The sequence below is a fragment of the Paenibacillus sp. FSL K6-1318 genome, from assembly GCF_037976905.1.
Lineage (GTDB): Bacteria > Bacillota > Bacilli > Paenibacillales > Paenibacillaceae > Paenibacillus > Paenibacillus amylolyticus_A.
In genome coordinates this window covers 4,727,849-4,753,727 of the sequence record NZ_CP150270.1, presented here as the reverse complement: position 1 = coordinate 4,753,727, position 25,879 = coordinate 4,727,849, and the positions used below count along the sequence as shown (strand labels likewise).

19 protein-coding genes are annotated in these 25,879 nt (G+C 48.3%); 18 read left to right on the top strand and 1 reads right to left on the bottom strand.

What is annotated here, in order from left to right:
* The first annotated feature begins 85 nt into the window (after positions 1 to 85).
* The 15 genes from lepA to NYE45_RS20970 all read left to right on the top strand — a co-directional run bounded on the left by lepA (position 86) and on the right by NYE45_RS20970 (position 14,915).
* Complete coding sequence (gene lepA / locus NYE45_RS21040) at positions 86 to 1,900, top strand: translation elongation factor 4 (protein WP_062835525.1); 1,815 nt, start codon at positions 86 to 88, stop codon at positions 1,898 to 1,900.
* Positions 1,901 to 2,154: 254 nt separating this feature from the next.
* Positions 2,155 to 3,339, top strand: coding sequence for a radical SAM family heme chaperone HemW (gene hemW / locus NYE45_RS21035; protein WP_036668565.1), 1,185 nt, complete (start codon positions 2,155 to 2,157; stop codon positions 3,337 to 3,339).
* A gap of 118 nt (positions 3,340 to 3,457) precedes the next feature.
* Positions 3,458 to 3,928, top strand: a complete 471-nt coding sequence (locus NYE45_RS21030; RefSeq protein ID WP_017687214.1) for an N-acetyltransferase — start codon at positions 3,458 to 3,460, stop codon at positions 3,926 to 3,928.
* A gap of 254 nt (positions 3,929 to 4,182) precedes the next feature.
* Positions 4,183 to 5,214 (top strand): heat-inducible transcriptional repressor HrcA, encoded by a 1,032-nt coding sequence (gene hrcA, locus NYE45_RS21025; RefSeq protein WP_036615092.1) that lies wholly within the window; start codon positions 4,183 to 4,185, stop codon positions 5,212 to 5,214.
* A gap of 35 nt (positions 5,215 to 5,249) precedes the next feature.
* The gene (gene grpE / locus NYE45_RS21020; protein ID WP_340013837.1) at positions 5,250 to 5,822 is read left to right on the top strand and encodes a nucleotide exchange factor GrpE; all 573 of its coding nucleotides are present in this window, start codon (positions 5,250 to 5,252) and stop codon (positions 5,820 to 5,822) included.
* 160 nt (positions 5,823 to 5,982) lie between these two features.
* Positions 5,983 to 7,827, top strand: a complete 1,845-nt coding sequence (gene dnaK, locus NYE45_RS21015; RefSeq protein WP_062835522.1) for a molecular chaperone DnaK — start codon at positions 5,983 to 5,985, stop codon at positions 7,825 to 7,827.
* Between the two features lie 129 nt (positions 7,828 to 7,956).
* Positions 7,957 to 9,081, top strand: coding sequence for a molecular chaperone DnaJ (gene dnaJ / locus NYE45_RS21010; RefSeq protein WP_062835521.1), 1,125 nt, complete (start codon positions 7,957 to 7,959; stop codon positions 9,079 to 9,081).
* 242 nt (positions 9,082 to 9,323) lie between these two features.
* Complete coding sequence (locus NYE45_RS21005; RefSeq protein ID WP_264928126.1) at positions 9,324 to 9,692, top strand: hypothetical protein; 369 nt, start codon at positions 9,324 to 9,326, stop codon at positions 9,690 to 9,692.
* A gap of 28 nt (positions 9,693 to 9,720) precedes the next feature.
* Positions 9,721 to 9,900, top strand: a complete 180-nt coding sequence (locus tag NYE45_RS21000; protein ID WP_062835520.1) for a YfhD family protein — start codon at positions 9,721 to 9,723, stop codon at positions 9,898 to 9,900.
* Complete coding sequence (locus NYE45_RS20995) at positions 9,893 to 10,285, top strand: hypothetical protein (protein ID WP_340013836.1); 393 nt, start codon at positions 9,893 to 9,895, stop codon at positions 10,283 to 10,285. The genes NYE45_RS21000 and NYE45_RS20995 overlap by 8 nt, the downstream gene beginning before the upstream one ends.
* A 187-nt stretch (positions 10,286 to 10,472) precedes the next feature.
* Positions 10,473 to 11,438 carry a 50S ribosomal protein L11 methyltransferase gene (gene prmA, locus NYE45_RS20990; RefSeq protein ID WP_340013835.1) on the top strand — a complete coding sequence of 322 codons (966 nt, stop codon included), beginning with the start codon at positions 10,473 to 10,475 and terminating at the stop codon, positions 11,436 to 11,438.
* 3 nt (positions 11,439 to 11,441) lie between these two features.
* Entirely contained in the window at positions 11,442 to 12,122 is a 681-nt protein-coding gene (locus NYE45_RS20985) for a site-2 protease family protein (RefSeq protein WP_264928123.1), read from the top strand.
* Positions 12,123 to 12,260: 138 nt separating this feature from the next.
* Positions 12,261 to 13,025, top strand: coding sequence for a 16S rRNA (uracil(1498)-N(3))-methyltransferase (locus tag NYE45_RS20980; RefSeq protein WP_340013834.1), 765 nt, complete (start codon positions 12,261 to 12,263; stop codon positions 13,023 to 13,025).
* 2 nt (positions 13,026 to 13,027) lie between these two features.
* Positions 13,028 to 14,374, top strand: a complete 1,347-nt coding sequence (mtaB, locus tag NYE45_RS20975) for a tRNA (N(6)-L-threonylcarbamoyladenosine(37)-C(2))-methylthiotransferase MtaB (protein ID WP_340013833.1) — start codon at positions 13,028 to 13,030, stop codon at positions 14,372 to 14,374.
* A 106-nt stretch (positions 14,375 to 14,480) separates the two neighbouring features.
* Positions 14,481 to 14,915 (top strand): NUDIX domain-containing protein, encoded by a 435-nt coding sequence (locus NYE45_RS20970; protein WP_169481176.1) that lies wholly within the window; start codon positions 14,481 to 14,483, stop codon positions 14,913 to 14,915.
* 58 nt (positions 14,916 to 14,973) lie between these two features.
* Here NYE45_RS20970 and NYE45_RS20965 read toward each other — a convergent pair whose 3' ends face one another.
* Complete coding sequence (locus NYE45_RS20965; protein WP_340013832.1) at positions 14,974 to 15,975, bottom strand: Na/Pi symporter; 1,002 nt, start codon at positions 15,973 to 15,975, stop codon at positions 14,974 to 14,976.
* Positions 15,976 to 16,345: 370 nt separating this feature from the next.
* On the opposite strand from NYE45_RS20965, the gene NYE45_RS20960 reads away from it, so the two are divergent.
* The 3 genes from NYE45_RS20960 to addA all read left to right on the top strand — a co-directional run bounded on the left by NYE45_RS20960 (position 16,346) and on the right by addA (position 25,866).
* Entirely contained in the window at positions 16,346 to 17,722 is a 1,377-nt protein-coding gene (locus NYE45_RS20960) for a class I SAM-dependent rRNA methyltransferase (protein WP_340013831.1), read from the top strand.
* 225 nt (positions 17,723 to 17,947) lie between these two features.
* On the top strand, positions 17,948 to 21,451 hold the full coding sequence (addB, locus tag NYE45_RS20955; protein WP_340013830.1) for a helicase-exonuclease AddAB subunit AddB: 3,504 nt from the start codon (positions 17,948 to 17,950) through the stop codon (positions 21,449 to 21,451).
* On the top strand, positions 21,448 to 25,866 hold the full coding sequence (gene addA / locus NYE45_RS20950) for a helicase-exonuclease AddAB subunit AddA (RefSeq protein WP_340013829.1): 4,419 nt from the start codon (positions 21,448 to 21,450) through the stop codon (positions 25,864 to 25,866). The genes addB and addA overlap by 4 nt, the downstream gene beginning before the upstream one ends.
* Positions 25,867 to 25,879: the final 13 nt, after the last annotated feature.

Sequence of the window (25,879 nt, the reverse complement as noted above, 5' to 3'; positions counted from 1 at the left end):
AAGTTAAGACATCACGGGATTGATGCACTCTGCATCAACTGTTATAATGAAGTGATTGACACTAGGCTGTTTCTGGGGGTAAGGAATGACTGATATTCGGGCAAGACAACGTAAAATTCGTAACTTTTCTATTATTGCACATATAGATCACGGCAAATCAACACTTGCGGACCGGATCTTGGAGTACACAGGTGCGCTGACAACACGAGAAATGCAAGAACAAGTTTTGGATCAGATGGATCTCGAACGTGAACGTGGAATTACGATCAAGCTACAAGCAGTAGCACTGACTTACAAAGCGGATGATGGTGAAGAGTATCTATTGAATTTGATCGATACACCGGGACACGTAGACTTCACGTATGAAGTATCACGGAGCCTCGCGGCATGTGAAGGCGCTCTACTCGTTGTGGATGCGGCTCAGGGAATTGAAGCCCAGACACTCGCCAACGTGTATCTGGCATTGGACAATAATCTTGAAATTTTACCGGTTATCAACAAAATTGACCTTCCAAGCGCTGATCCTGATCGGGTGAAGCAGGAAGTGGAAGATGTTATTGGTTTGGATACGAGCAACGCTGTTCTGGCTTCGGCCAAGGCAGGTATCGGAATCAAAGAAATTCTGGAGCAAGTGGTGCAAAGTGTTCCTGCACCGACTGGCGACCCTGATCAGCCGCTGAAAGCGCTGATTTTCGACTCACATTATGACCCGTACAAAGGTGTAATCGTATATGTACGTGTTGTTGACGGCAAAATCAAATCCGGTTCCAAAATCAAAATGATGGCAACAGGTAAAACATTTGAAGTCATTGAAGTTGGAGCGTTCAAACCTCGTATGACCATCGTGGACGAGCTGAACGTGGGTGATGTTGGATTTATCGTTGCTGGTATTCGGCATGTAGGCGATACACAAGTCGGGGATACGGTAACTGATGCCAAAAATCCAACACCGGAACCTTTGCCGGGTTATCGCAAAATTAATCCAATGGTTTACTGCGGTCTCTATCCGATCGAAACATCGGACTATGTTGATCTGCGTGAAGCGTTGGAGAAATTGCAATTGAACGATGCTTCACTCAGCTTTGAGCCGGAAACATCCAGTGCCCTAGGTTTTGGATTCCGTTGCGGATTTCTTGGACTGCTTCACATGGACGTTATCCAGGAGCGTATTGAGCGTGAATTCAACATCCCGTTGATCACGACTGCACCAAGTGTAATCTATCACGTGACGCTGACCAATGGTGAAGTAATGCAAATTGACAACCCATCTAACTACCCTGAGGTAGGCCGGATTGATTATGTCGAGGAGCCATACGTGAAAGCAGCCATCATCGTACCGAATGATTATGTAGGTACCATTATGGAATTGTGTCAGAACAAGCGTGGCGAATATGTGAATATGGAATATTTGGACACAACCCGGGTTACGATTACGTATGAGATCCCGTTGTCCGAAATTGTATATGACTTCTTCGACCAGTTGAAATCGAGCACCAAAGGATATGCATCCTTTGACTACGAGCTGTCTGGATATCGTCAGTCCAATCTGGCGAAAATGGATATCTTGCTCAATGGCGAACAGGTGGATGCCTTGTCCTTTATCGTTCACCGTGACCGTGCGTATAACCGCGGACGTATTATCTGTGAGAAACTGCGCGAGCTGATTCCACGGCAAATGTTCGAGGTGCCGATTCAGGCATCTGTGGGTACCAAGGTTGTTGCTCGTGAAACGGTAAAAGCAATGCGTAAAAACGTACTTGCCAAGTGTTATGGTGGTGACATCTCGCGGAAACGGAAACTGCTTGAGAAGCAGAAGGAAGGTAAGAAGCGGATGAAGCAGGTTGGTAACGTTGAGGTACCACAAGAGGCATTCATGGCGGTACTGAAAATTGATGACTAATAATTCATTTTCGGGTACAACACAGAGTGTGTGTATCGAAATTGAATTGTAGGACGTTTGCTTGCAAACGTCACGTGAGTCCTTTTGGTACAACACAGAATGTGTGTATTCAAATTAGATTAGGAGAATTCATTTTCGGGTACAACACAGATTGTGTGTATCGAAATTGAATTGGTACAACACAGAATATTAAATAACTAAGCTGAAAGGGAAGCCGGATGGCTTTCCTTTTTTCAAATAGAGGGGGACTTGCCATGACATTGGCAGCACACAGCCGGAAGACAGGTGCGCCCCAAGCGGTGTATCTTCACATTCCCTTTTGCACGAATAAATGTTTTTATTGCGACTTTAACTCCTACGTTCTGAAAGATCAGCCCGTGATGCAATATCTCGAAGCGCTGGAGCGGGAGATGGAACATACAGTTAAGGCAAATCCACCGGGTGAGATCAAGACCATATTTGTAGGTGGTGGTACGCCAACGGCTTTGAAACCGGATGAGATGGCGGTATTTCTTCGTTCCGTCAAAACGTATTTCCCAAATTGGGCGGACGATATTGAATTTTCGATGGAAGCCAACCCGGGAACAACGGATGCGGAGAAGCTCGCTGCGATGAAAGAAGGCGGCGTCAACCGCGTCAGCTTTGGCGTACAGGCTTTTCAGAATGATCTGCTGACAGGCATTGGGCGTATTCATAACACGGATGATGTATATCGTAGTTTGGAGAACGCTCGTAAAGCGGGCTTGAATAACCTGTCCATTGACCTGATGTTCGGGTTGCCGAACCAGACCGTTGAAATGTTGAATGAGAGCATCGACAAAGCGCTGGAACTGGATCTGCCGCATTACTCCATTTACAGCTTGAAAGTAGAAGAGAATACACTTTTCCATACACTGTATCAGAAGAACCAGTTGCCTCTTCCTCATGAAGATGACGAGCTGGAGATGTATCTTCTATTAATGAGACGTATGAAAGAAGCAGGCTATGGACAATACGAGATCAGTAACTTTGCCAAGCCAGGCTTCGAGAGTCGTCACAATATTACCTACTGGCGTAATGAGGACTACTACGGTCTGGGTGCAGGTGCGCATGGATATGTGGGCCGCGAACGGCATATGAATATTAAAGGTATAAATCCTTATGTTGAAGCTTCACGAGCAGGACTGCCTCGTCTGGATCATTTCGAGATCGCTCGGCCAGAGGCCATGGAAGATTATCTGATGGTTGGACTGAGAATGTTGGAGGGGGCTTCAGCCTCGCGGTTTAGCGAACAGTTCGGAGAGTCCATGGAAGAAGTGTTTGCGAAGCCTTTGGGCAAAATGTTGAACGCAGGGTTGCTTGAGCGGACGGCAGACGGCTTCCGACTGAGCGAGCAGGGTATCCTGTTCGGAAATGACGTTTTTGCGGAGTTTATCGGGTCCATATCGCTGAATTCGTAGCTTGAAATTCTATACGCTCTGTTGTATATTTATTCATATTGATTTTACAGAGCGTGTTAATTTAACAACTACGAAGTCAGCTTTCCTCTGGAAAGCTTGGTAATAGGAGGAGAGCAGGATGTCGGTAATATGCAGAAAAGCCGTGCCGGAAGATGTTGAACCACTGTATGAAATGATTAAGGGCTATGCAGAGCGTGGGATCATGCTTCCGCGATCACGGGAAATACTGCACCGACAACTGGAGCATTTTGTTGTAGCCGAAGTCGATGGTGAAGTCGTGGGTTGCGGATCGCTTTGTCGTCTGGGGAATGATTTGGTGGAAGTCAGATCACTCGGTATCTCGGAAGGACACAAAGGGCTCGGTATTGGCTCCCGATTGCTGGACCGACTGGTAGAAGAAGCCGAGAAACAACAAATCCCTAAGGTTATGGCGTTGACATACGAAGTGTCCTTCTTCCTCAAAAACGGCTTTGCCGTGGTGGAGAAAGAGATTTTCCCCGAGAAAGTATGGACCGACTGTGTTCATTGCAGCAAGCAGGATTGTTGTGATGAAATCGCGGTATTGAAAGAGCTTAACGTTTCGGCCTAACAACTGAATGGACTGCATGGATCGAGCCGAGTCAACCTCTGCCCTACATGCAGTCCTTTTTACTTCAAAGGATGTTCAATAAAGTTGTTAGTACTCGCCCACATTGGTCTATACTATAAATAGATGAGCCCACTCATCAAACTCACTTGACAATGTTCACGTCAGTTTGGTATTTTTGTATTACCGCTTAGCACTCATCTAACCGGAGTGCTAACGACATGGGACAGTGCAGTCAGAAGGAGGGAATACTCACCATGTTAACAGAGCGTCAACGAATGATTCTGAACGCTATAGTGGATGACTATATCCGTTCAGCTGAGCCCGTAGGGTCCCGGAGCATTTCCAAAAGGGGAGATGTTGGATACAGTCCGGCGACGATCCGTAATGAAATGGCGGACCTTGAAGATATGGGCTTTCTGGAGCAGCCGCATACATCGGCAGGACGAATTCCATCCCATAAAGGCTATCGATATTATGTCGATCATTTGGTTCCCTGGAATCAGGTGGAGCCTCAAGAGTTGGATGATCTGAAGTCGTTCTTCGCCGAAAAGCTGAACGTCATGGAACAAGTTATTCAGCATGCATCCAATATTTTGTCACATATGACGAATTATACTTCGATCCTGCTAGGACCGGAAGTATTCCATACGTCCCTTCGTCACTTCCAATTGCTTCCGCTGAACGAAAGTGAAGCTGTGGCAATCATTGTGACCAACACAGGTCAGGTAGAAAACAAGACGGTCCAGATTCCACCAGAAATCTCGGTCGCCGAGATGGAGAATGTGGTTCGCCTGTTAAATACCAAGCTTGTCGGCGTGCCAATTTACAAATTAAAGTCCCGTCTCTATACCGAACTTGGGCAAGAGATGGAACGGCATATTACACGTTATGAGGAAGTTATGCAGGTGCTGAACAGTGCCTTTGACAACGAACATGACAATCGTCTGTTCCTCAGTGGTGCCACCAACATGTTGACTCAACCGGAGTTTAAAGATATCGAAAAGGTAAAAGATATTCTTGATCTGCTGGAAGAGACACCAACACTCATGAAATTGATGATGCCCGTGCCGGGTGGATCTGGTATTCAAGTGCGAATCGGCACTGAGAATGATCATGAAGCCTTTGCTAACTGCAGCCTGATTACAGCCTCCTATTCATTGGACGGCGAGGCTTTGGGTTCGATCGGTATTCTGGGACCCACGCGGATGGATTACGCACGTGTCATTCATATTTTAAATACACTATCCCGTGATTTGACGGCGATGCTGACGCATCGTTTCAAATAAGAGACGGGAATGAACCATTTCATTCGTATAAGGAGGTGAACATCTTGAAAGAGGAGCAATCATTTACAGAAGAACAAGAGGTAACAGCAGCTGAGCAGGAGCCTGTCAATGAAGCTGGCGCTGCAGAAGCACAAGCTGAAGAGATCGCTAATCAGGAGCAGGATGAGCTTGCACGTCTGAAGGCAGAAGCTGAGGAGCAACAGCAGCGTTATGTCCGTGCACAAGCTGATTTTGACAACTTCCGTCGTCGTACACAGAAGGAAAAAGAAGAATTGGCTAAATACGCTTCGATGAAGCTGGTCACCGAACTGGTACCGGTTATTGATAACTTCGAGCGCGCCATGGCTACTGTACCGGAAGGAACAGAGTCCGAATCTTTCTCCAAAGGCATCCAAATGATTTTCCGTCAATTGGAAACTGTGATGACGAATGAGGGACTGACAGCTATGGAATCGGTAGGACAACCGTTCAATCCTGAATTCCACCAAGCAATCATGCAAGTGGAGAGCGACGAATACGAAGAAGGTATCGTTGTTGAGGAAGTCCAAAAAGGCTACATGCTGAAAGATAAAGTGCTTCGTCCAGCTATGGTTAAAGTCAGCTCATAATTTCCGTATCGGAAGGAATGAGTCGGCTCCTTGGTTGAACAATGTGGGCGAAGTTTAATATAAAGGTTTGTACACATAGAGCACGATTAGCAACATGAACATCTAATAAGGGTCATATCAGACCCATTCATTTTAAATTGTTGAGGGAGGAAATTTTCGGATGAGCAAAGTAATCGGTATTGACTTAGGAACAACAAACTCATGCGTAGCAGTAATGGAAGGCGGCGAGGCTGTCGTAATTCCAAATCCGGAGGGCGCACGTACAACTCCATCCGTAGTCGGTTTCAAAAAAGATGGAGAGCGCGTTGTTGGTGAAACAGCAAAACGTCAAGCCATCACAAATCCGGATCGTACCATCATGTCGATCAAACGTCACATGGGTACTTCCCACAAGGAAACAATCGATAGCAAAGACTACTCTGCACAAGAGATCTCTGCAATCATCCTGCAAAAATTGAAATCCGATGCTGAAGCTTATCTGGGTCAAACGGTAACTCAAGCAGTTATCACTGTACCAGCTTACTTCAATGACAGTCAGCGTCAAGCAACTAAAGATGCGGGTAAAATTGCAGGTCTGGAAGTTCTGCGTATCGTCAACGAGCCAACAGCAGCAGCTTTGGCATACGGTATGGAGAAATCCGAAGACCAAACGATCCTCGTATATGACCTGGGTGGCGGTACGTTCGACGTATCCATTCTTGAACTGGGTGATGGCTTCTTCGAAGTTAAAGCAACTAGCGGGGACAACCAATTGGGCGGCGATGACTTTGACCAAGTGATCATCGATTACCTCGTAAGTGAATTCAAAAAAGATCAAGGCATTGACTTGAGTAAAGATAAAGCAGCGGTTCAACGTTTGAAAGATGCAGCGGAAAAAGCGAAAAAAGAACTTTCCGGCGTATTGACTACAACGATCTCGTTGCCGTTCATCACAGTCGCTGATGGCGTTCCTCAGCATTTGGAGTTGAACCTGAGCCGTGCGAAATTTGAAGAAATCTCTGAAGGTCTGGTTGAGCGTACGCTTGAACCAACTCGTCGTGCATTGAGCGATGCGGGTATGACGGCTAACGATATCGACAAGATCGTATTGGTTGGTGGTTCCACACGTATTCCAGCTGTACAAGAAGCGATCAAAAAACTGACGGGTAAAGAGCCTCACAAAGGCGTTAACCCGGATGAAGTTGTAGCTTTGGGTGCTGCTGTACAAGCGGGCGTACTGACAGGTGATGTGAAAGACGTTGTATTGCTTGATGTAACTCCATTGTCCCTGGGTATCGAAACAGCGGGTGGCGTATTCACTAAAATGATCGAGCGTAACACAACGATCCCTACAAGCAAATCTCAAGTGTTCTCCACATATGCAGACAATCAACCAAGCGTTGAGATTCATGTTCTGCAAGGTGAGCGTGAGATGGCAGCGGGTAACAAATCGCTTGGACGTTTCATGTTGGGTGATATTCCACCAGCTCCACGTGGTGTTCCACAAATCGAAGTTAGCTTCGATATTGATGCCAATGGTATCGTTAACGTATCTGCAACAGATAAAGGTACAAACAAAACTCAAAAAATCACAATCACTTCTTCCAGCGGTTTGAGCGATGCTGAAGTTGAGCAAATGATGAAAGATGCTGAGTTGCACGCTGAAGAAGATAAAAAACGCAGAGAACTCGTTGAAGCGAAAAACAGTGCAGATCAACTGATCTACTCTGTTGACAAAACGATCAAAGATCTTGGCGAAAAAGCAGACGCTGGCGAAGTTGAAAAAGCGAATGCAGCTAAAGAAAAACTGCAAGGCGTTCTGGCTTCCGACAACTTGGAGGATATCAAAGCTGCTACTGAAGAACTGACAGAGATCGTTCAACAACTGTCTGTGAAACTGTATGAGCAAGCACAGGCGCAAGAGCAAGAAGCACAAGGCGCTGAAGAGCAACAAGGTTCCGCAAAACGTGACAACGTCGTAGACGCTGATTACGAAGTTGTGGACGAAGATAAAAAACAAAACTAATTCGTAGTTCTACGCGAATTAAACATCGGTGACGTTCGAATTAGAGGGAAAGTCATAGCCGGGGCTCCCGTGCTTTGGCTTTCCTTTTGTCACGATGTGCGATATGGTGAATGATATGGGGGTGGAAGAGTGGCTGAAAAGCGTGATTATTATGAGGTGCTTGGCGTTAGTAAAACGGCTAACGACGATGAGATTAAAAAGGCTTACCGTAAGCTTGCCCGTCAGTATCACCCTGACGTAAACAAGGCTGCTGATGCGGAAGCTAAATTTAAAGAAGTTAAAGAAGCTTACGATGTAGTGAGTGACGGTCAGAAGCGTGCCCAGTATGATCAATATGGTCATGTCGATCCGAATCAAGGTGGATTCGGTGGTGGCGGTGATTTTGGCGGCGGCGGATTTGGCGACATCTTCGACATGTTCTTTGGCGGCGGTGGCGGTGGACGACGTGATCCAAATGCTCCGCAACGGGGGAATGATCTGCAGTACACGATGACGATTGAGTTCAAGGAAGCGGTATTCGGCAAAGAAACCGATATTACGATTCCGCGTACCGAAGGCTGCGATACGTGTCATGGCTCAGGTGCCAAACCTGGAACGAAACCGGAAACCTGCTCGGTCTGCCAAGGTAGCGGTCAGCAGGAAGTCGTGCAAAATACACCGTTCGGTCGTATGGTTAATCGTCGTGCATGTTCGAACTGTAGCGGTTCGGGCCAAATTATCAAAGAAAAATGTACAACGTGCAGTGGCAGCGGTAAAGTCCGCAAGCAACGCAAAATCCATGTTCGCATTCCAGCGGGTGTAGATGATGGCGCACAACTGCGTATGACAGGTGAAGGCGAGGGAGGCCTGCGTGGCGGACCAGCGGGAGATCTGTATATTGTCATTCGCGTGAAATCACATGATTTCTTCGAGCGTGAAGGCGACGATATCTATTGCGAAATCCCACTTACCTTTGCTCAGGCAGCTCTGGGAGATGAAGTTGAGATCCCGACGTTGACTGAGAAAGTGAAGTTGAAAGTACCAGCTGGTACACAAACGGGAACGTATTTCCGACTCAAAGGCAAAGGTGTACCACGCCTGCGCGGTATGGGGCAAGGGGATCAGCATGTGAAAGTGGTTGTGGTTACACCTAGTAAGCTGAATGACGAGCAGAAGGATCTGCTTCGCCAAATTGCTGCACTGGATGGAGAGCAAACACATGAGCATGAACAATCCTTCTTTGACAGAGTAAAACGCGCCTTCCGCGGCGACTGAGAATAAAATAAAGCAAGTCCCAAAGGACACCACAGCGGTTTTTACCGTGGGGTGTCCTTTTTTTTGTACGCTTTTTTACAGATTCAGTGGTTTTCGCAAAATCCATGGATTTATGCTATGAAGAACGGACAGTAATTTGTGGGAGCATTTCGGTATATTCTGAGCAAACTTGCGGAAAGATAGCATGGCGAGAATGATATGCATAGCTGATATGCGAGAAATTAGGGAAGCAGGTGAAGCGGATGACCGAGAAAAATATTTTGGCGTACTTTCATAGCCCGGAGCAGGCGCAAGGGGCAGCCAAAAAACTGGAGGCATTGCGAGTGGAGGACCTGTCGATTAATCGATTCAGCCGATATGCGGGTGTAGGACCAAGCGGGGCTTCCTACAAGCCGGGCGTTTCCGGCAGTTTTTCATCATGGGTGCCCGATTCGATGCAGGCGAATGCCAGCGCTGGTATCATGGCTGCGGCGGACCCTTCTGCAAGCGGCATGAGTGATGGTGGACAGGGAGGACCTACGGGAAGGGATGTATTACTAACGGTCATCGTAGATGAATCGGTACATCACCGCGCTATGTCTATTATCGAACAAGCCGGTGGAATGATCTAGTTTCCCAATATGAAGGAGGAGCATTACAATGGCAGAACATGAACGTCCAGGCAAGATTCTCACGAAAACGGAAAAGATGAAACGATTGCAGTCTGCTAAAAATGAGGACGTGGAATTCAGCGCTGAAGCTGCGGATCATGAGGATATAGAAGCACTACGCCGCAGTGAAGCGGCTGATCGACGTCAGGGACGGGAGCTTCATGACTGAAGATCGCTCGGCGGTTACCCTCGAAGCTGTATTTACAAGCTGGGCTGAGGCCGAGTCTGCACGCAGAGCCCTGGAATTGTTACACCCGAACCAATTGAGTATCGAGAGCCTTAGCAATGAAGCGTCTGCATTGAACTCACACGATGTTACGGGCTCTGATAATTCTCCTACGGCTGTCGTCGGAGGATTTAGTGGCGAATTGAATGTACTTGCCCTGATTAGTGATGAAACGGAAATGTTATCCAATGGTCAGGTGTATGATACGCCCGAAGAGGATTCGGCCGACAGGATAAAACAAGAAATTTTGCTGACCGTGTCCATATCCAATGATTCGCTCCCGCAAGCCGCAGAGATGATCACACAGAATGGTGGGCGTTTTTGCTAAGTGATTCGAATTATGCAAAATGCTGAAGTAAATGAAATAGATATGGTTGAATAGATGACAGGATATTCGAGCAGTTAGACTGCGGATATCCTGTTTTGTTTTTCTTTTCATGGTCGACTTTGTGCTCCGGCTCGCTTGTGTAGTACAATAGTTGGGATGTTTGAAAAATGAGGAGGAAAAACCAAGTATGTTATGGCATGAACTAACAATACATACCACAGAAGAAGCTGTGGAGATGATTTCGAATTTTTTACATGAAGCGGGTGCTGGAGGGGTTTCAATTGAAGAGTCCGGTACTTTAAATAAAAAACGGGACACAACGTATGGTGAGTTATACGACGTTCCTTTGAATGATATTCCTGAAGGCTTTGCGGTCATCAAAGGGTACTTCTCCGAAGGTACGGATATGGCTGCATTACAGTCAGAAGTTAATCCGAGAATCGAGGAACTTAGCGATTTCGGAATTGATACAGGTGAGGTTCGTTATGAGACGCGTACAGTGGATGAAGATGACTGGGCAACAGCCTGGAAACAATATTTCAAGCCGGTACGTGTATCAGAACGTTTGACGATCAAGCCAACGTGGGAAGAGTATACGCCTGAAAGTCCGGATGAGAAGATAATTGAGCTTGATCCAGGAATGGCTTTTGGTACAGGAACTCATCCAACGACCTCCCTCTGCTTGCGCACACTGGAAACGATTATTCAGGGCGGCGAGGAAGTCATTGACGTAGGTACAGGTTCTGGCATTTTGGCTATTGGAGCGATAAAACTTGGGGCAAAACATGTGCTGGCGCTCGATCTTGATCCGGTTGCGGTAATCAGTGCCAGGGAGAATGTGGAACTGAATGGGCTGGAGCAACAAATTACGGTTAAAGAGAGTGATCTGTTGTCCGTCCTCGGGAGTCAGGACCCTGCGCTTGGTGTGCAACTGCCAGTTAAGGTTGTCGTGGCGAACATTCTGGCTGAGATCATTTTGTTGTTCGTAGATGATGTCTATCATGCGCTTGAGTCTGGAGGCACCTATATTGTATCGGGCATTTGGAAGAACAAAGAGCAGGTTGTGCATGATGCACTGGTAGCCTCCGGGTTTGAAGTGAGTGCGATCCACCGTGATGAGGATTGGCTGGCGTTTGTAGCCAGAAAGGGGTAACCCATGGACTTTTGGAATTCGTTCTTTCGTTATCCGATCGATCAGCTTCCGTTTTTCCTGCTGACCATTCTGATCGCATTTACGGTGCATGAATTCTCGCATGCATATTTTGCAAACAAATTCGGTGATCCGACAGCCAAGCTGTTGGGTCGGGTTACACTGAATCCGGTTGTTCACTTTGATTTGTTTGGTGTGCTTTTGCTCATTATTGCCGGTTTTGGTTGGGCGCGCCCGGTTCCGGTTAATCGGGCTAACTTCGACAAGCCTAGATTGATGGGTATCATCGTATCCGCAGCAGGGCCTTTAAGCAATCTGTTGCTCGCGATCATCGGTACAATCATCTATGCTTCACTGGTTGGTTCAGGAGCACTCGGCGGGATTGATAATGAGCGGCTGCTCACAGCAATCACAACGTTCTTCGCTATTTTTAATCTAACAAACTTTTTCCTGTTCCTGTTTAACTTGATTCCGTTACCCCCGTTGGATGGTTATCGGATTCTAGAAGATGCACTGCCACCTTCAATCAGCCGCAAGCTGCAGGGTGTGGAGCAATGGTCCATTTTTATCTTCCTATTAATTCTTGTTATACCTCCTTTGCAAAATGTAACCATTCAACCTTTGTATGAGTTCGCGCAAACGATGTACGTGGATCTGGCAAAGCTGGTTATTGAATTATATCGCTAAAAGCGTATCGTGTTTTGGACGGATATACTGGTCAGAAACACGTAAAAGTTGTATGATCATCTGTGGCGATTGGATTCACGCCTGTCAATGGGCGGGGTGAATTCCAGTCATAACAGGACAGAATGGGTGGATTGACTTATGCAGCGATATTTTGTATCTGCAGAACAGTTTAATGAACACGCTGTGAACATCACAGGTGATGATGCACGCCATATCGGCAAGGTCATGCGTGGTAAACCTGGAGATAAACTGATTGTCAGTGACGGAAACTCCAGAGAAGCACTCGTGGAGATTGAGACCATTGAAGCTGGCCAAGTGACGGCCAATATTGTAGAGTCGCTGGTTATGGACCATGAAGCTCGGATTCGTGTAACCGTGGCACAGAGTTTGCCCAAAGGTGACAAGATGGAAACAGTCATCCAGAGATGTACTGAGATCGGGGCGGTATCATTTGTACCCTTCCTATCAGAACGTACGATTGTGCAATATGATGCCAAGAAAGAAGGCAAACGGTTGGAGCGGTGGCGGAAAATTGCCAAGGAAGCTGCCGAACAGAGTCACCGGAATCGCATTCCATCCGTTGAGCAGCCACTTTCCTGGAAAGGGCTGTTATCTTCTTTTGAGGGCTATAGCCTGGTATGTTATTGTTATGAGAAAGAAAACGGTAAACAGCTGAGAGATGCGCTGAAACCATTTGTTGAACAGCTTGCACTTGGTGCGAGTGCAGAAGTATTGATCGTTGTTGGACCGGAAGGTGGATTTTCTGAGAAGGAGACGGCAGAGGCTGATCAGGCAGGTGCTGTATCTGTTGGACTGGGCAAACGCATTTTGCGTGCTGAGACAGCTGGGATGGCAGCACTAACTTGCGTGCTATATGAATCCGGAGAAATGGGAGGAATGTAATTATGCCATCCGTGGCGTTTTACACCTTAGGCTGCAAAGTTAATTTCTATGATACAGAGGCGATTTGGCAATTGTTCAAAAACGAAGGATACGATCAAGTGGACTTTGACGAACAGACAGCGGATGTATACTTGATTAATACTTGTACAGTAACCAATACCGGCGACAAAAAGAGCCGTCAAATTATTCGTCGTGCCATTCGGCGCAACCCGGAGGCGATTGTGGCTGTTACAGGCTGCTATGCGCAGACTTCTCCGGCAGAGATTCTGGACATCCCTGGCGTGGATCTCGTTATCGGTACACAGGACCGTGATAAGATTTTGCCATATGTCAATGAAATTCAGGAGTCACGTCAACCCGTTAACGCGGTGCGAAATATTATGAAAACCCGTGTATTTGAAGAGATGGACGTACCGGATTTTGCTGACCGTACCCGCGCTTTCCTGAAGATTCAGGATGGTTGCAATAACTTCTGTACATTCTGCATTATTCCGTGGTCTCGTGGTCTCTCGCGCAGCCGGGAAGCGAACAGCATCGTTCAACAGGCGCATCAACTCGTACACGCCGGATACAAGGAGATTGTTCTGACTGGTATTCATACAGGTGGGTATGGGGATGACATGGAGAACTATGATCTGACCGATCTGCTGTGGGATTTGGATAAAGTAGAGGGTCTGGAGCGTATTCGAATCAGCTCGATTGAAGCGAGTCAGATCGATGACCGCATGCTCGACGTGATCAAACGTTCGGACAAACTCGTGCGTCACTTCCATATTCCGCTGCAAGCCGGGGATGATACAGTATTGAAACGCATGCGTCGCAAATATACGACAGAAGAGTTCTACAACAAAATGCTTCGCATTCGGGAAGCGATGCCAGATGTGGCGATTACGACTGACATTATTGTTGGATTTCCGGGTGAGACGGATGAGATGTACCGTAATGGCTATGAGTTGATGCGGAAAATCGGTTTCTCCGAAATGCACGTATTCCCTTATTCCAAGCGTACGGGTACACCAGCAGCACGTATGGAAGATCAGGTGGACGAAGAGGTCAAAAATGCACGTGTGCATGAACTGATTGACTTGTCCGAGCAGATGCAGCTGGAGTACGCTGAGCAGTTTGTCGGACAGGTACTCGATGTCATTCCTGAAGGTGAAGCCAAAGGCCGCGAGGGAAGTGGCAAGCTGCACGGTTATAGCGACAACTACATTCAACTGGTCTTTGACGGAACCATGGATATGGTCGGTAAAGTGTGCCGAGTCAAAGTGGTTAAAGCCGGCGTCAACGAGAGTCAGGCTACGCTGGTACGTGTGTTGGAAGAGAATCTTAAGTCCGCCGCGATGTAATCGAGGCGTCAGAAACAAGGATTTCATTTCCTTGGGGAGCTTACCCGGGAGATGAGGTCCTTCTTTTGCAAAAAATAAGATATTGAAGTCGATGGGGGAGAGCACGATGAACAAAAAAGAAATTTCAGCAGGCGGAGTTGTCTATAGAACAGGGGAAGACGGAGGTCTTCAAATTCAGCTTATCGTAGATCGTTATGGTAAAACGACTCTCGCCAAGGGCAAAATGGAAGATGGAGAAACAATTGAACAGACGGCACTGCGCGAGATTTTGGAAGAGACAGGTATGGTGGGACGCATTGTGGAGCCAGTTGATATCATTGCATATACGTACCAACATGCAGAGTTCGGTCCGGTAGATAAGGAAGTCCATTACTATCTTGTTGAAGCCGAGAGTGGTGATTTACAGCCTCAGATTGAAGAGATCAAGGGTGTGGATTGGTATGCTCCGGAAGAAGCATGGTCCAGACAGCAGCAGAGCGGATATGATAATAACGATGACATCTTGCGCGTAGCACTGAACAAGTTGGGCATTAACGTATAACGAGTGTTTGTCTTGTCCAGTTAGCGCACACGTTCTGCAGGTCTGGATAGGCAGATCATCAAGCCACGGGTGACTTCGCCGCGGGGGCGTGGACCGGTGGTTTTTTGTGCCAGATTGGCAAGTAACAGAATGGCAAAGCAAGCAGTGAACTGGTGATGTTAAAAAGGGTCTGGGCATGCGCAATCTGTGCCCCGTTGTCCGCTGACAGCCAGGCCGAAGCTGCATGCAGCTGGCCGATCAGCGGCATAAACAGCAGCGCTCCCGCAATGTTTAATACAACATGGGAGGCTGCGACAAATTTGCCTGCGGATGCTCCGCCCGCGGCAGCGATCACGGCGGTGATGCAGGTCCCCACGTTGGACCCGATCACAATGGCGATGCCGATCTCCACAGGCAATACCCCTGTGGCAGCGAGCGTAATCGCCATGCTAATGACAGCCGCGCTGCTGTGAATGAGCGCTGTCAGGCAGGCACCTGCCAGGAAGCCCCACCATAAGCTGTCGGCCGAGCGGTCGAGAAACCATTGAAATACGCCCATGCTCCGCAAGGGCAAGGCAATGGATTGCATCACCTGAATGCCTGTCATGACGAGTGCAAATCCGGCAGTCGCGAGGAAGCTGTACTGGATGTTAAACAAAGTTCGGCGCGTGCGTTCAGGAGCGGCCAGATTGCGTTCACCAAGAACAACAAACATGGCCCAGCCCGTCAGCGACAGGACGAGCAGCGGTAGGGAAGCACGTCCGATCTGCAGTCCCACCAGCTCCGTCGTCAGACATGTCCCGATGTTGGTGCCGAGGATGATGCCGAGTGTGCGTCCATAGGTAATTAATCTGGCATTAGCCAGTCCAATGGTGAGTACAGTGACCGCAGTACTGCTCTGCAACAGGGCCGTTGCACCCGCGCTGAAAGCCATGCCTTTCCATGGAGCAGAGGTAGCGCGATTGAGCCAACCAGCCAGCATGGGCCCAGCCATGCGCTGCAAGGCGGTCTCCATCAACTTCATGCCACCAAAAAAGATAATAAGCCCATAGAGTAAGGGCAATATAACATCTCTAAACATAGAAACATCATTCCTTCCGTCCGGTTCCTTAACTCATCCTATGAGTAAACAAAGACAACCATGACAAGCCTAAAGGAATTCAAAGGGAAGCGACCTAAATTACCCAGCCCAATTCGAAAGATACGGTGATTCGTTCAAATGTAGTGGTGGGGACGAAATCGAATCTGAAGAAGCGAAGCGTGCGCCTAAAAGCTTTCTGAAAGAAAGCTACATCGGGAGCATATGCTGTCTCCGGATTTTCCCTTTAAAAAAGGGAATCAAAAAAATCTGGAGACAACAGCGATCGGAAGATCGATTCGAACCCGGAACGTCATTTACGCGCCGCACCAAACCTATCTTTTCAACTAACTATGAAAGAAGTGGATCTACCTTGCCATCAGTTACACTCGAACGCAGTCGCAAAAAGCGGCTTGAACATGCACATCCATGGATATTTAACAATGAAATTGCCTCGGTTGACGGAAACCCGGAACCGGGAGATCTGGTCAATGTATTGAATCATCAAGGTCGCTATTTGGCGACAGGTTATTACAATCCCGCATCTCAGATCACTGTAAGAGTTGTAGCGTATCAACCGCTGGAGTCCGAACAGATGGACACGGCGTTCTTTGCAGCTCGTTTCCGCGATTGCTTGCGTTATCGGGAACGCTTTATCCAGGATGGAGAGGCGTACCGTCTCGTATACGGAGAAGCTGATTTTCTGCCAGGATTGATCGTTGACCGGTTCGGCAGCATTCTCGTTGTACAGTTGCTTACACTCGGCATGGATCATTGCCGTGAAGCCATTGTACAAGCACTCATTGAAGTGATGCAGCCGGAAGGCATCTATGAGCGCAGTGATGTCTCGATTCGTGAACTGGAAGGTTTGGAGCAGACCAAAGGCCCGCTGTACGGGGAGTGCCCGCGGCATGTCACCGTTACAGAGAATGGACTACTCATTAAAGTGGATATCGTAGAAGGCCAGAAGACAGGTTACTTCTTCGACCAACGTGAGAATCGTGCAGCGATCGAACCCCTCATGAAGGGTTGGGGCTATAAGAGTGGAATTACACTTCAACAGACCGAGCAGGATGGCACAGAGCAGCTCTTGCCTGTGAATAAAAGCGGTAAGGTGGTTACATTCCCTTATTGGGATGGTGCTACCGTACTGGAGTGCTTCTCACACACGGGCAGCTTCACGTTGAATGCTTGCAAATATGGAGCTAAAAAAGTGACTTGTCTTGATATTTCAGAGCATGCCATTGAGAGTGCACGAACGAATGTGGAGCTGAACGGTTTTACCGACCGGGTCGAATTCGTAGTTGCCGATGCATTCCAGTACTTGCGTGAACAAGTGAAAGGACTGGATGAACGTACTGCACGTGCGCGTGCTGCCGAACAGAAAGTAGATACATCCAAAGCCCTTGCAGCTGGCGGTAAAACATTTGATGTGGTCATCCTCGATCCCCCGGCGTTTGCGAAAACGAAATCAGCAGTTAAAGGTGCGTGCCGTGGATATAAGGATATCAACCTGCAAGGTATGAAACTGGTTAATGAGGGCGGATATTTGGTAACAGCCAGCTGTTCATATCACATGCGTCCAGACCTCTTCCTGGATACGATTGCGGATGCAGCGGAAGATGCAGGCAAAGTGCTGCGTCTAATCGACTGGAAAGCAGCTGGTAAGGATCATCCGCAAATTTTGGGCGTGGATGAGGGACATTACCTGAAATTTGCTATTTTCGAAGTGCGCAGTAAAAAGAATTAGACGAGTCTCTTGTCACTTTTTTTAATCTCTCGTAAGGTAAAGTAAAGTTTAAATGAATGATACTTTCAGTCAAAAGTCCACAGTGTGAACAGCTGCGGGCTTTTTGCCGTGTTAACGGAGATGTTCTCCGGTTTTACCGGATAGTGGCAAACGTATGTTCCGAACCAAGTCAGATATGTTATACTGGGAATTAAAATCTTGTACGTGTGGTTTGGAGGATTAGACATGTCCGTTCGTTTTGTTATTGGTCGGGCAGGCAGCGGCAAAAGCTCGCTGATTACCCGGGAAATTACATCCCTGCTTCAAAAGGAGCCGCAAGGCACACCTTTGATTTTACTTGTTCCGGAACAGAGTTCTTTTCGAACGGAGCAATCATTGGTGTCTTCAGGAGCAATTAAAGGTACAATGCGCGCAGAAGTGCTCGGCTTTCGCCGGTTAGCCTACCGCGTAATGCAGGAAGCCGGCGGTTCAGCTCGTATTCCGATCGGAGCCGAAGGCAAAAAGATGCTGCTATACAAGGTCATCCAGCGCCGTAAGGAAGAATTGAAGCTGTTTGGTGCATCCGGCAGTCAGCTGGGTTTTATAGGGGAATTAAATGACTTATATAGTGAATTTAAACGTTATGAAGTTGATCCATCATCACTGGAAGAAGGGCTGTCTGGATGGAATACCTCATCCTCTTCGCCAATTCTGGAGGACAAGTTGCATGACTTGAATCTAATATATCGTGACTATGAACAGGAACTGACCCAATTATATATTGATGATGAAGACACGTTGACCGAGCTGACAGAGCGTTTGTCGGAAAGTGCATTGCTGCAGGATGCCCAGATCTGGATTGATGGTTTTCAGGGATTCACGCCACAGGAGATGAGTGTGATTGGTCGACTCATGTTGCAGTCCTCTTCTGTGACGATTGCACTGACATTGGATCGTCCATATGATCACGGTGCGCTGCCTGGAGAACTGGAACTGTTCTATCCCACAGCGAGTGCCTACTCGCGCCTGAAAGGAATGGCTGAAGAACTGGGTGTACCGAGCGATATAACTATGCTAGATTCAGAGATTCCACCGAGATACAGGGATCGTCCAGGACTTGCTCATCTGGAGGCTGGGTTCGACCGCCGAATTCGGTGGAAAAGTGATGGCCTTGATTCCGAAATCCGCCTGGTTGCAGCGGAGAACCGTCGAGCTGAGATGGAGGGAGCACTGCGTGAGATGCGGCGCCTGGCACAAAACGAAGGTGCGCGTTATCGGGATATGGCTGTACTTGTCCGTCAGTTGGATACCTACGCAGATATAGCTGAACCGCTATTTAGGGATTATGGCGTACCCGTCTTTCTGGACCGGAGAAGAAATGAACTTCATCATCCATTATCTGAGTTTATCCGTTCCGCACTGGATATTGTTCGTCGCCATTGGCGTTACGAGGATGTATTTCGCTGTGTCAAAACGGATCTGTTGCTTCCGCGTGATGGTTCCATCACCCGTGAAGATATGGACCAGCTTGAGAATTATGCACTGGCCTGTGGTATTCATGGATATCGCTGGACTGACGGCAAACCGTGGAAGTATGTTCCTAGCTTATCACTGGAAGATAATGGTCAGGATGGCCGTAGTCGAGGACGGGACCAAATGCTTTCTTTAATGGAGAGTTGTCGAACGGTCATTACAGATTCCTTGGGTGCTTTTGAGAAACGAATGAAAAAGGCAAAAACGGCCAAAGCCCAGTGCGAGGCACTATACAGACTGCTGGAAGATGCCGAAATTCCCTGGAAGCTGGAGAACATGTCTAATGAAGCTAAGGCGCAAGGTGACCCTGAAAGGTCGAGAGAACATAGGCAGATGTGGGGAGCTGTGCTGGATCTATTGGATCAGATGGTAGATATGATGGGAAATGAACGGCTGGATATCACTCTGTTTGCTGGAATGATTGAGACCGGGTTGACCGAACTCAAGCTGGGTCTGGTACCACCAGCACTTGATCAGGTATTGGTCGGTTCCATGGACCGTACACGTCTTCAGGACATCAAATACGTATTTATCCTTGGTGCAGTTGATGGTGAATTGCCCGCCGTACCTCAGGATGATGGCGTATTAACGGAGCTGGAAAGATCGTTGCTGACAGAAAGAGGCGTGGCGCTTGGACCAGGTGCAACAAGGCAGATGCTGGATGAACGTTTTCTGATCTATACGGCACTTACAGCGGCAAGCAGCCAGTTGTGGCTGAGTTACCCGGTTGCTGATGATGAGGGGAAAGCACTGCTTCCTTCCGAGATTGTCCGCCATGTACGGAAAATGTTTGGTTTACAAGAACAGCCATTGCTTGCTCAACCACCGGTTGCGAACTCGGAAGAAGCTCATTGGTCCTATGTTACACATCCAGGGCAGAGTTTGTCTGCGCTCATTGGACAGTTACGTAAATGGCGCCGCGGAGAAGACATTCCTGAAATGTGGTGGGCAGTCTACAACTGGCATGCATCTCGGGAGACAAGCAGACCTCAGTTGGAGCAACTGCTGGGATCAATCTTTTATCGTAATCGGGCATTACCACTACGTACAGCTACCAGTCGCAGATTGTATGGCACAGAGGTAAGGACGAGTGTTTCGCGAATGGAGCGGTTCGTAGCTTGTCCGTTCTCCCATTTTGCTTCGCACGGGCTGCGTCTCAAAGAACGGCAATTGTACCGCCTTCAGGCTCCTGATATCGGACAGCTGTTTCATGCTGCACTAAGCCAGCTGGCTATGCGGTTGCGCGAAGAAAATCGTAGTTGGGGCAGTTTGACTCCAGACCAATGCCGTCAGGAAGCCGAGCAAACTGTGGAGCAGATTGCACCACAGCTGCAAGGGGAGATTTTACTAAGCACCAAGCGATACGGTTATATTTTCCGCAAATTGAAGGACATTGTTAGCCGGGCATCCGTTATTCTCGGGGAACAGTCTAGACGTGGAAGTTTTGAACCGATTGGGCTGGAGCTTGATTTTGGACCGGATAAAACCTTGCCGCCACTACGTTTTGAACTGGAGAACGGCTGTGTAATGGAGATCGTGGGTCGGATTGACCGTGTGGATGTGGCAGAAGGCGAGAATGGTCTGCTCCTGCGTGTCATTGACTATAAATCAAGCCAGACGGACCTCAAGTTACATGAAGTGTACTATGGTCTGTCATTGCAGATGCTCACCTATCTAGAGGTGCTGCTTAGTGCTGCCGAGGAATGGCTTGGGGAAACGGCGATGCCGGGAGGAACGCTGTATTTCCATGTGCATAACCCGCTTTTGCAATCCGCAAACGGCATGACATCGGAGCAGGCCGGACAAGAACTGCTGAAACGGTTCAAAATGAAAGGTTTGCTGCTGGCGGATCGGGATGCAATTGCTCAAATGGATAACACTCTGGATAAGGGGTATTCAGCTATTATTCCGGTTGCCCTTAAGGCAGACGGAAGCTTTTATAGTAGCGCCGCTGTAGCTACGCCTGAGCAATGGGATACGTTGCTTGCTTCGGTACGCAGTAATATCCGCGAGATCGGTACCCGAATTACGGATGGGGATGTGGCCATTGAGCCTTATCGTATTCAGCAGGAAGTGGCGTGCACCTTCTGTCCATATAAGCCTGTTTGTCAGTTTGATGAGAATATTGAAGGAAATGAATATAATCTGTTGTCCAAACCGGGCAAACAGCAAATCTGGGATATGTTATCTCACACCAAGGGAGGGGAAACATCATGACGAATATGCCAAAACCGGAAGGTAGCTTCTGGAGTGATGACCAATGGAGTGCCATCTCCGAAAGCGGAGAAGACATTCTGGTTGCCGCAGCGGCGGGATCAGGCAAGACAGCCGTATTGGTTGAACGAATTATTCGCAAGATTGCAGATCCCTCCCAAGGATTCAGTGTGGATCGCTTGCTTGTAGCTACATTTACCAAAGCGGCCGCCGCCGAGATGAAACAACGGATTCGGGAAGCGCTGGAACGTGCGCTTGAAGAACAGCCAGGAGAAGAGCATCTGCGTAAGCAGCTGTCACTGCTTGGGCGTGCATCTATTACAACGTTACATTCATTCTGTATGGAAGTCATTCGCCGTTACTATCAGCAAATTCCGCTGAACCCGGCTTTCCGTATCCTGAATGAAAATGAAGCGGAAATCATGCGCCAGGAACTACTTGAAGAACTATTTGAGGAAAAGTATGGCGAAGAAGATGAAGGTAGTACATTCCGCGAATTGGTGGACTGGTTCAGTGGAGAACGAAATGATGATGCCATGCATCGACTGGTGCAACGATTGTATGATTTCTCCCGCAGTCACTCCTGGCCGGATCATTGGCTATCAGAGATGGCATCTGCTTTTCAGGTGGAAAGTGTGGAGGAGCTTGGACATTCAGCATGGGTTCAGAGTATTTTGCGTGATGCGGCTCTTGCTCTAAGTGGTGCAGCAGGACTGCTCCGTCAAGGCATCCATATTTCCATGCAGCCTGAAGGTCCGGCACCTTATGCAGATACGTTAAAAGAAGACCTGGTGATGGTAGAAGAGCTGTTGTCTGCGGCCCAGGTTATTCCATGGGAAAGGTTGCCAGAAGTGTTTCAACCCGCTGTATTCGGCAAACTGAAACCCTGCAAAAAAGATCAGACGGACCCGGCTTTACAGGATCAGGTGAAGGAACTCCGTGAGGCTGCGAAAAAGGCAGTGACCGACCTGAAAGGTTCATTGTTCGGAAGAACTGCGTTTTCGTTCTGGCAGGAACTGGAGCAGGCGGCACCACTCATGCAGGAACTGTCGAGGCTGGTTAGTACATTTGGAGAACGTTATCGACAGGCCAAACAGGAACGTGGGCAAGTTGACTTCAGTGATCTGGAGCATTACTGCCTTCACATTTTGCGACATGAGGATTCGACGCCTGAACTGTCGATGCCTTCCGACGCGGCTATGGAGTACCGTTCGCGATTCGATGAAGTGTTGCTCGATGAATATCAGGACACCAATACGGTTCAGGAAGATATCGTGAAGCTGATCTCGAGAGAAAACCCGGGGAACCGATTCATGGTAGGTGATGTCAAACAGAGTATCTACCGTTTCCGGTTGGCAGAGCCGGGTCTGTTTATGAACAAGTATCGCCAGTATGGAGCGAACACGCGTGAGAGCGGAAATGATGAAGATCGCCTGAATCGAACAGGTCAACGTATTGATCTTGCACGGAATTTCCGCAGTCGTGCGGAAGTTGTGCATTCGGTTAACATGATATTCCGGCAACTCATGAACGAAGGCGTAGCAGAGATTGCTTACGATGAACGAGCTCAACTGGCATATGGGGCTACGTTCCCGTCAGAGACGCTTGGCGATGAGGCATATACACCTGAGCTCATGCTGATCGATCGTCAAGGCGGTGGTCCTGATCTGACAGAGAGTACGGATGAGAACGGGGATTCATCGGTCTCCGCAGAACTGGAGAGTGCCGAACTTGAAACGGCCCAGTTGGAAGCGCGGGCGATCGCGAGGCGGATTCGTGAGATGGTTGGGGATACGGACCAACCTGCCCTCCATGTATATGACAAAGCCCTGCAAGCGATGCGCCCTGCACGTTATGGTGACATGGTCATCTTGCTGCGTTCAACCTTGATGTGGGCTCCGCTCATGATTGAGGAATTCAGACAGCAGGGAATTCCTGCTGGAGGGGAACAGAGCAAGGGTTATTTTCAGGCTACGGAAGTGGAAATCATGATGTCTCTGCTTCAGCTTGTTGATAATCCAAGGCAGGATATCCCGCTCGCTTCCGTGCTTCGTTCCCCGATTGTTGGACTGGATGAAGAGGAACTGGCACAGATTCGGCTCGGTGACAAAAGACAGTCATTCTATGATGCAGTTATATCGGCTGCCGGAGAGTGGAGAGATTCTTCCACTAATGCCGTGCAACAATCCCGGCAGGATAACGATCCTGATTCCAATATGGTCCAGTTGCAGTGGCCGGAAGCCTGGTCACAGATGGAACAGGGACAGCGGGAGACAGCAGCTTCTGTTGAGGCAGAGATTCTGGACGATGTATACGAGTTGGATGTGCATAGAGATGGAATTCAAGATGCTGGTTTTACTGGACAGGCAAGCGAGGATATGGACATAACGGAGATTTCAGGCTCGGAGCTGCAGCAAAAGTTAATTCGTTTTATGCGTCAATTGCAGCAGTGGAGACTTGAGGCAAGACAAGGCAGTCTAAGTGAACTGATCTGGCGTATGTATCGGGAAACCGGGTATTTGGACTGGGTTGGTGGTCTTCCAGGAGGACTGCAACGTCAAAGCAATCTCAAGGCACTGTACGATCGCGCACGACAATATGAGGAATCAACTGCGAATCGCGGTTTGTTCCGTTTCCTCACTTATGTCTCCAGACTGCGGGAAAATGGGGGAGACCTCGGAACTGTAGCAGGTAGTTCTGGTGAGCAGGACAACGCCGTACGTATTATGACGATTCACCGGAGTAAAGGTTTGGAGTTTCCAATTGTCTTTGTCGGTGGCATCTCCAAGATGTTCAATCAGCAGGATCTGAACGCACCGTTTCTAATGCATAAGGAACTGGGATTTGGTCCGAGGTTTGTGGATCGTGAGAACCGGGTTGCCTATCCTACACTAGCCAATCTGGCGATTCGTCGTCGTGCACAATTTGAACTGCTTGCTGAAGAGATGCGTGTGCTGTATGTTGCATTGACCCGTCCCAAAGAAAAAATGATTCTGCTGGGTACCGTAAAAGATGCCGCGAAAAAAGCGCTGGCGTGGTCTCAGGTCAAGGATAGCTCTGAATTGGCATTACCAGACTATCTGCTTGCTGCGGGACGGAGCTACCTGGACTGGATTGGGCCATCCCTGATGAGACATCCAGATGCGACTGTGCTGCGAGAACTTGCAGGAAGCAATGATTCATTCTCAGCCTGTCTTGCAGATGATCAATCACGATGGGCGATTTCTATTGTTTCTGCTGATCAGGTGTCTCGTGACCATGTGGTGGATCAGACACTTGGGGAAGAAGACGGGATGACTGAGGTGCGGAAAGAACGAATTGCTGCCCTAAAAGCAGTTCAGCCTGTGAAGTTGGTTATATCCTCAACTGTAGAAGAGCTGACGAAGAGTGAACAAGATATGGCTAACCAAAACATTGGAGATGAAGGTGCAGATACAGTAGCTCTTCAACAAGAGGAGACACGGCTGATTCGCGAGGTTGATCAACGGCTTTCGTGGATGTACCCCTATGAAGCAGCAACTCAAGTGGCAGCCAGCACATCTGTTACTGAGTTGAAAACGTTACTTGCGATGCAGGACATCCAGTCCGTAGAGGTGATGGAGGAACTGGGAGAGCAGTCCGAGACATTATTGGAACACAACACCCCAGGAAGCAATTACACCAAAGATGAAGCAGGTCATGTACTACGTGGCGTATCTGGTGAATCTAACGAGCGTGAGACTGGATCAGGGTCGGATTCACACGGTACGCTGAACGTTTCGGATGCGGGATCTGCGGGTACATCGTTCAAATTGCATCTGCGTCGTCCCAAATTTATGGGAGAGAAGCAATTGACAGGGACAGAGCGGGGGACCGTGTATCATACGTTGATGCAACATCTTCCTGTAGATGGATCGGCCATTGACTCACAGCTTATTGAGCAGACCACTCAGCGATTGGTAGAGCTTCAGATTTTGCTGCCCCACCACGTGGAGGCTATCGAACTCGAAGAGCTGGTCGGATTTTTCGATACAGAACCAGGGAAAGAGCTGTTGCGTGCAGCGTGGGTAAAACGGGAGATCCCGTTTGTGTATGGACTTCCGGCACATCAGTCCCCTGTGGAATGGCTACATGCGCAGTCTACGAACTCAGAAATACAGACTGTAGATGAAAAAAATAAAATGCAGGCCACCATTGAAAATGAAACGGTGTTGGTCCGGGGAATTATTGACTGTCTGTATGAGGTGGACGGTGAGCTTGTTTTGCTCGATTACAAGACAGATCGGGTTTTGGACCATCGTGGTGGGCTGCGTACACTTACGGAAAACTATGGCTTCCAGCTGGAGCTGTATGGACGGGCCATTGAAGATATATTGGGACGGAAAGTTGACCGGAAGTGGCTGTACTTTTTTGATGGTGGACATGCAGTGAAGTTATAAAAAGGTCGGAATT

What these genes read in the sequence shown, in the direction of transcription:
- hemW (WP_036668565.1), top strand. Translation starts at nt 2,155, where the DNA reads ATGACATTGGCAGCACACAGCCGGAAGACAGGTGCGCCCCAAGCGGTG.
- addB (WP_340013830.1), top strand. Translation starts at nt 17,948, where the DNA reads ATGTCCGTTCGTTTTGTTATTGGTCGGGCAGGCAGCGGCAAAAGCTCG.
- lepA (WP_062835525.1), top strand. Translation starts at nt 86, where the DNA reads ATGACTGATATTCGGGCAAGACAACGTAAAATTCGTAACTTTTCTATT.
- NYE45_RS21030 (WP_017687214.1), top strand. Translation starts at nt 3,458, where the DNA reads ATGTCGGTAATATGCAGAAAAGCCGTGCCGGAAGATGTTGAACCACTG.
- mtaB (WP_340013833.1), top strand. Translation starts at nt 13,028, where the DNA reads ATGCCATCCGTGGCGTTTTACACCTTAGGCTGCAAAGTTAATTTCTAT.
- NYE45_RS20995 (WP_340013836.1), top strand. Translation starts at nt 9,893, where the DNA reads ATGACTGAAGATCGCTCGGCGGTTACCCTCGAAGCTGTATTTACAAGC.
- NYE45_RS21005 (WP_264928126.1), top strand. Translation starts at nt 9,324, where the DNA reads ATGACCGAGAAAAATATTTTGGCGTACTTTCATAGCCCGGAGCAGGCG.
- prmA (WP_340013835.1), top strand. Translation starts at nt 10,473, where the DNA reads ATGTTATGGCATGAACTAACAATACATACCACAGAAGAAGCTGTGGAG.
- dnaK (WP_062835522.1), top strand. Translation starts at nt 5,983, where the DNA reads ATGAGCAAAGTAATCGGTATTGACTTAGGAACAACAAACTCATGCGTA.
- NYE45_RS20965 (WP_340013832.1), bottom strand. Translation starts at nt 15,975, where the DNA reads ATGTTTAGAGATGTTATATTGCCCTTACTCTATGGGCTTATTATCTTT.
- NYE45_RS21000 (WP_062835520.1), top strand. Translation starts at nt 9,721, where the DNA reads ATGGCAGAACATGAACGTCCAGGCAAGATTCTCACGAAAACGGAAAAG.
- NYE45_RS20985 (WP_264928123.1), top strand. Translation starts at nt 11,442, where the DNA reads ATGGACTTTTGGAATTCGTTCTTTCGTTATCCGATCGATCAGCTTCCG.
- addA (WP_340013829.1), top strand. Translation starts at nt 21,448, where the DNA reads ATGACGAATATGCCAAAACCGGAAGGTAGCTTCTGGAGTGATGACCAA.
- NYE45_RS20970 (WP_169481176.1), top strand. Translation starts at nt 14,481, where the DNA reads ATGAACAAAAAAGAAATTTCAGCAGGCGGAGTTGTCTATAGAACAGGG.
- NYE45_RS20980 (WP_340013834.1), top strand. Translation starts at nt 12,261, where the DNA reads ATGCAGCGATATTTTGTATCTGCAGAACAGTTTAATGAACACGCTGTG.
- hrcA (WP_036615092.1), top strand. Translation starts at nt 4,183, where the DNA reads ATGTTAACAGAGCGTCAACGAATGATTCTGAACGCTATAGTGGATGAC.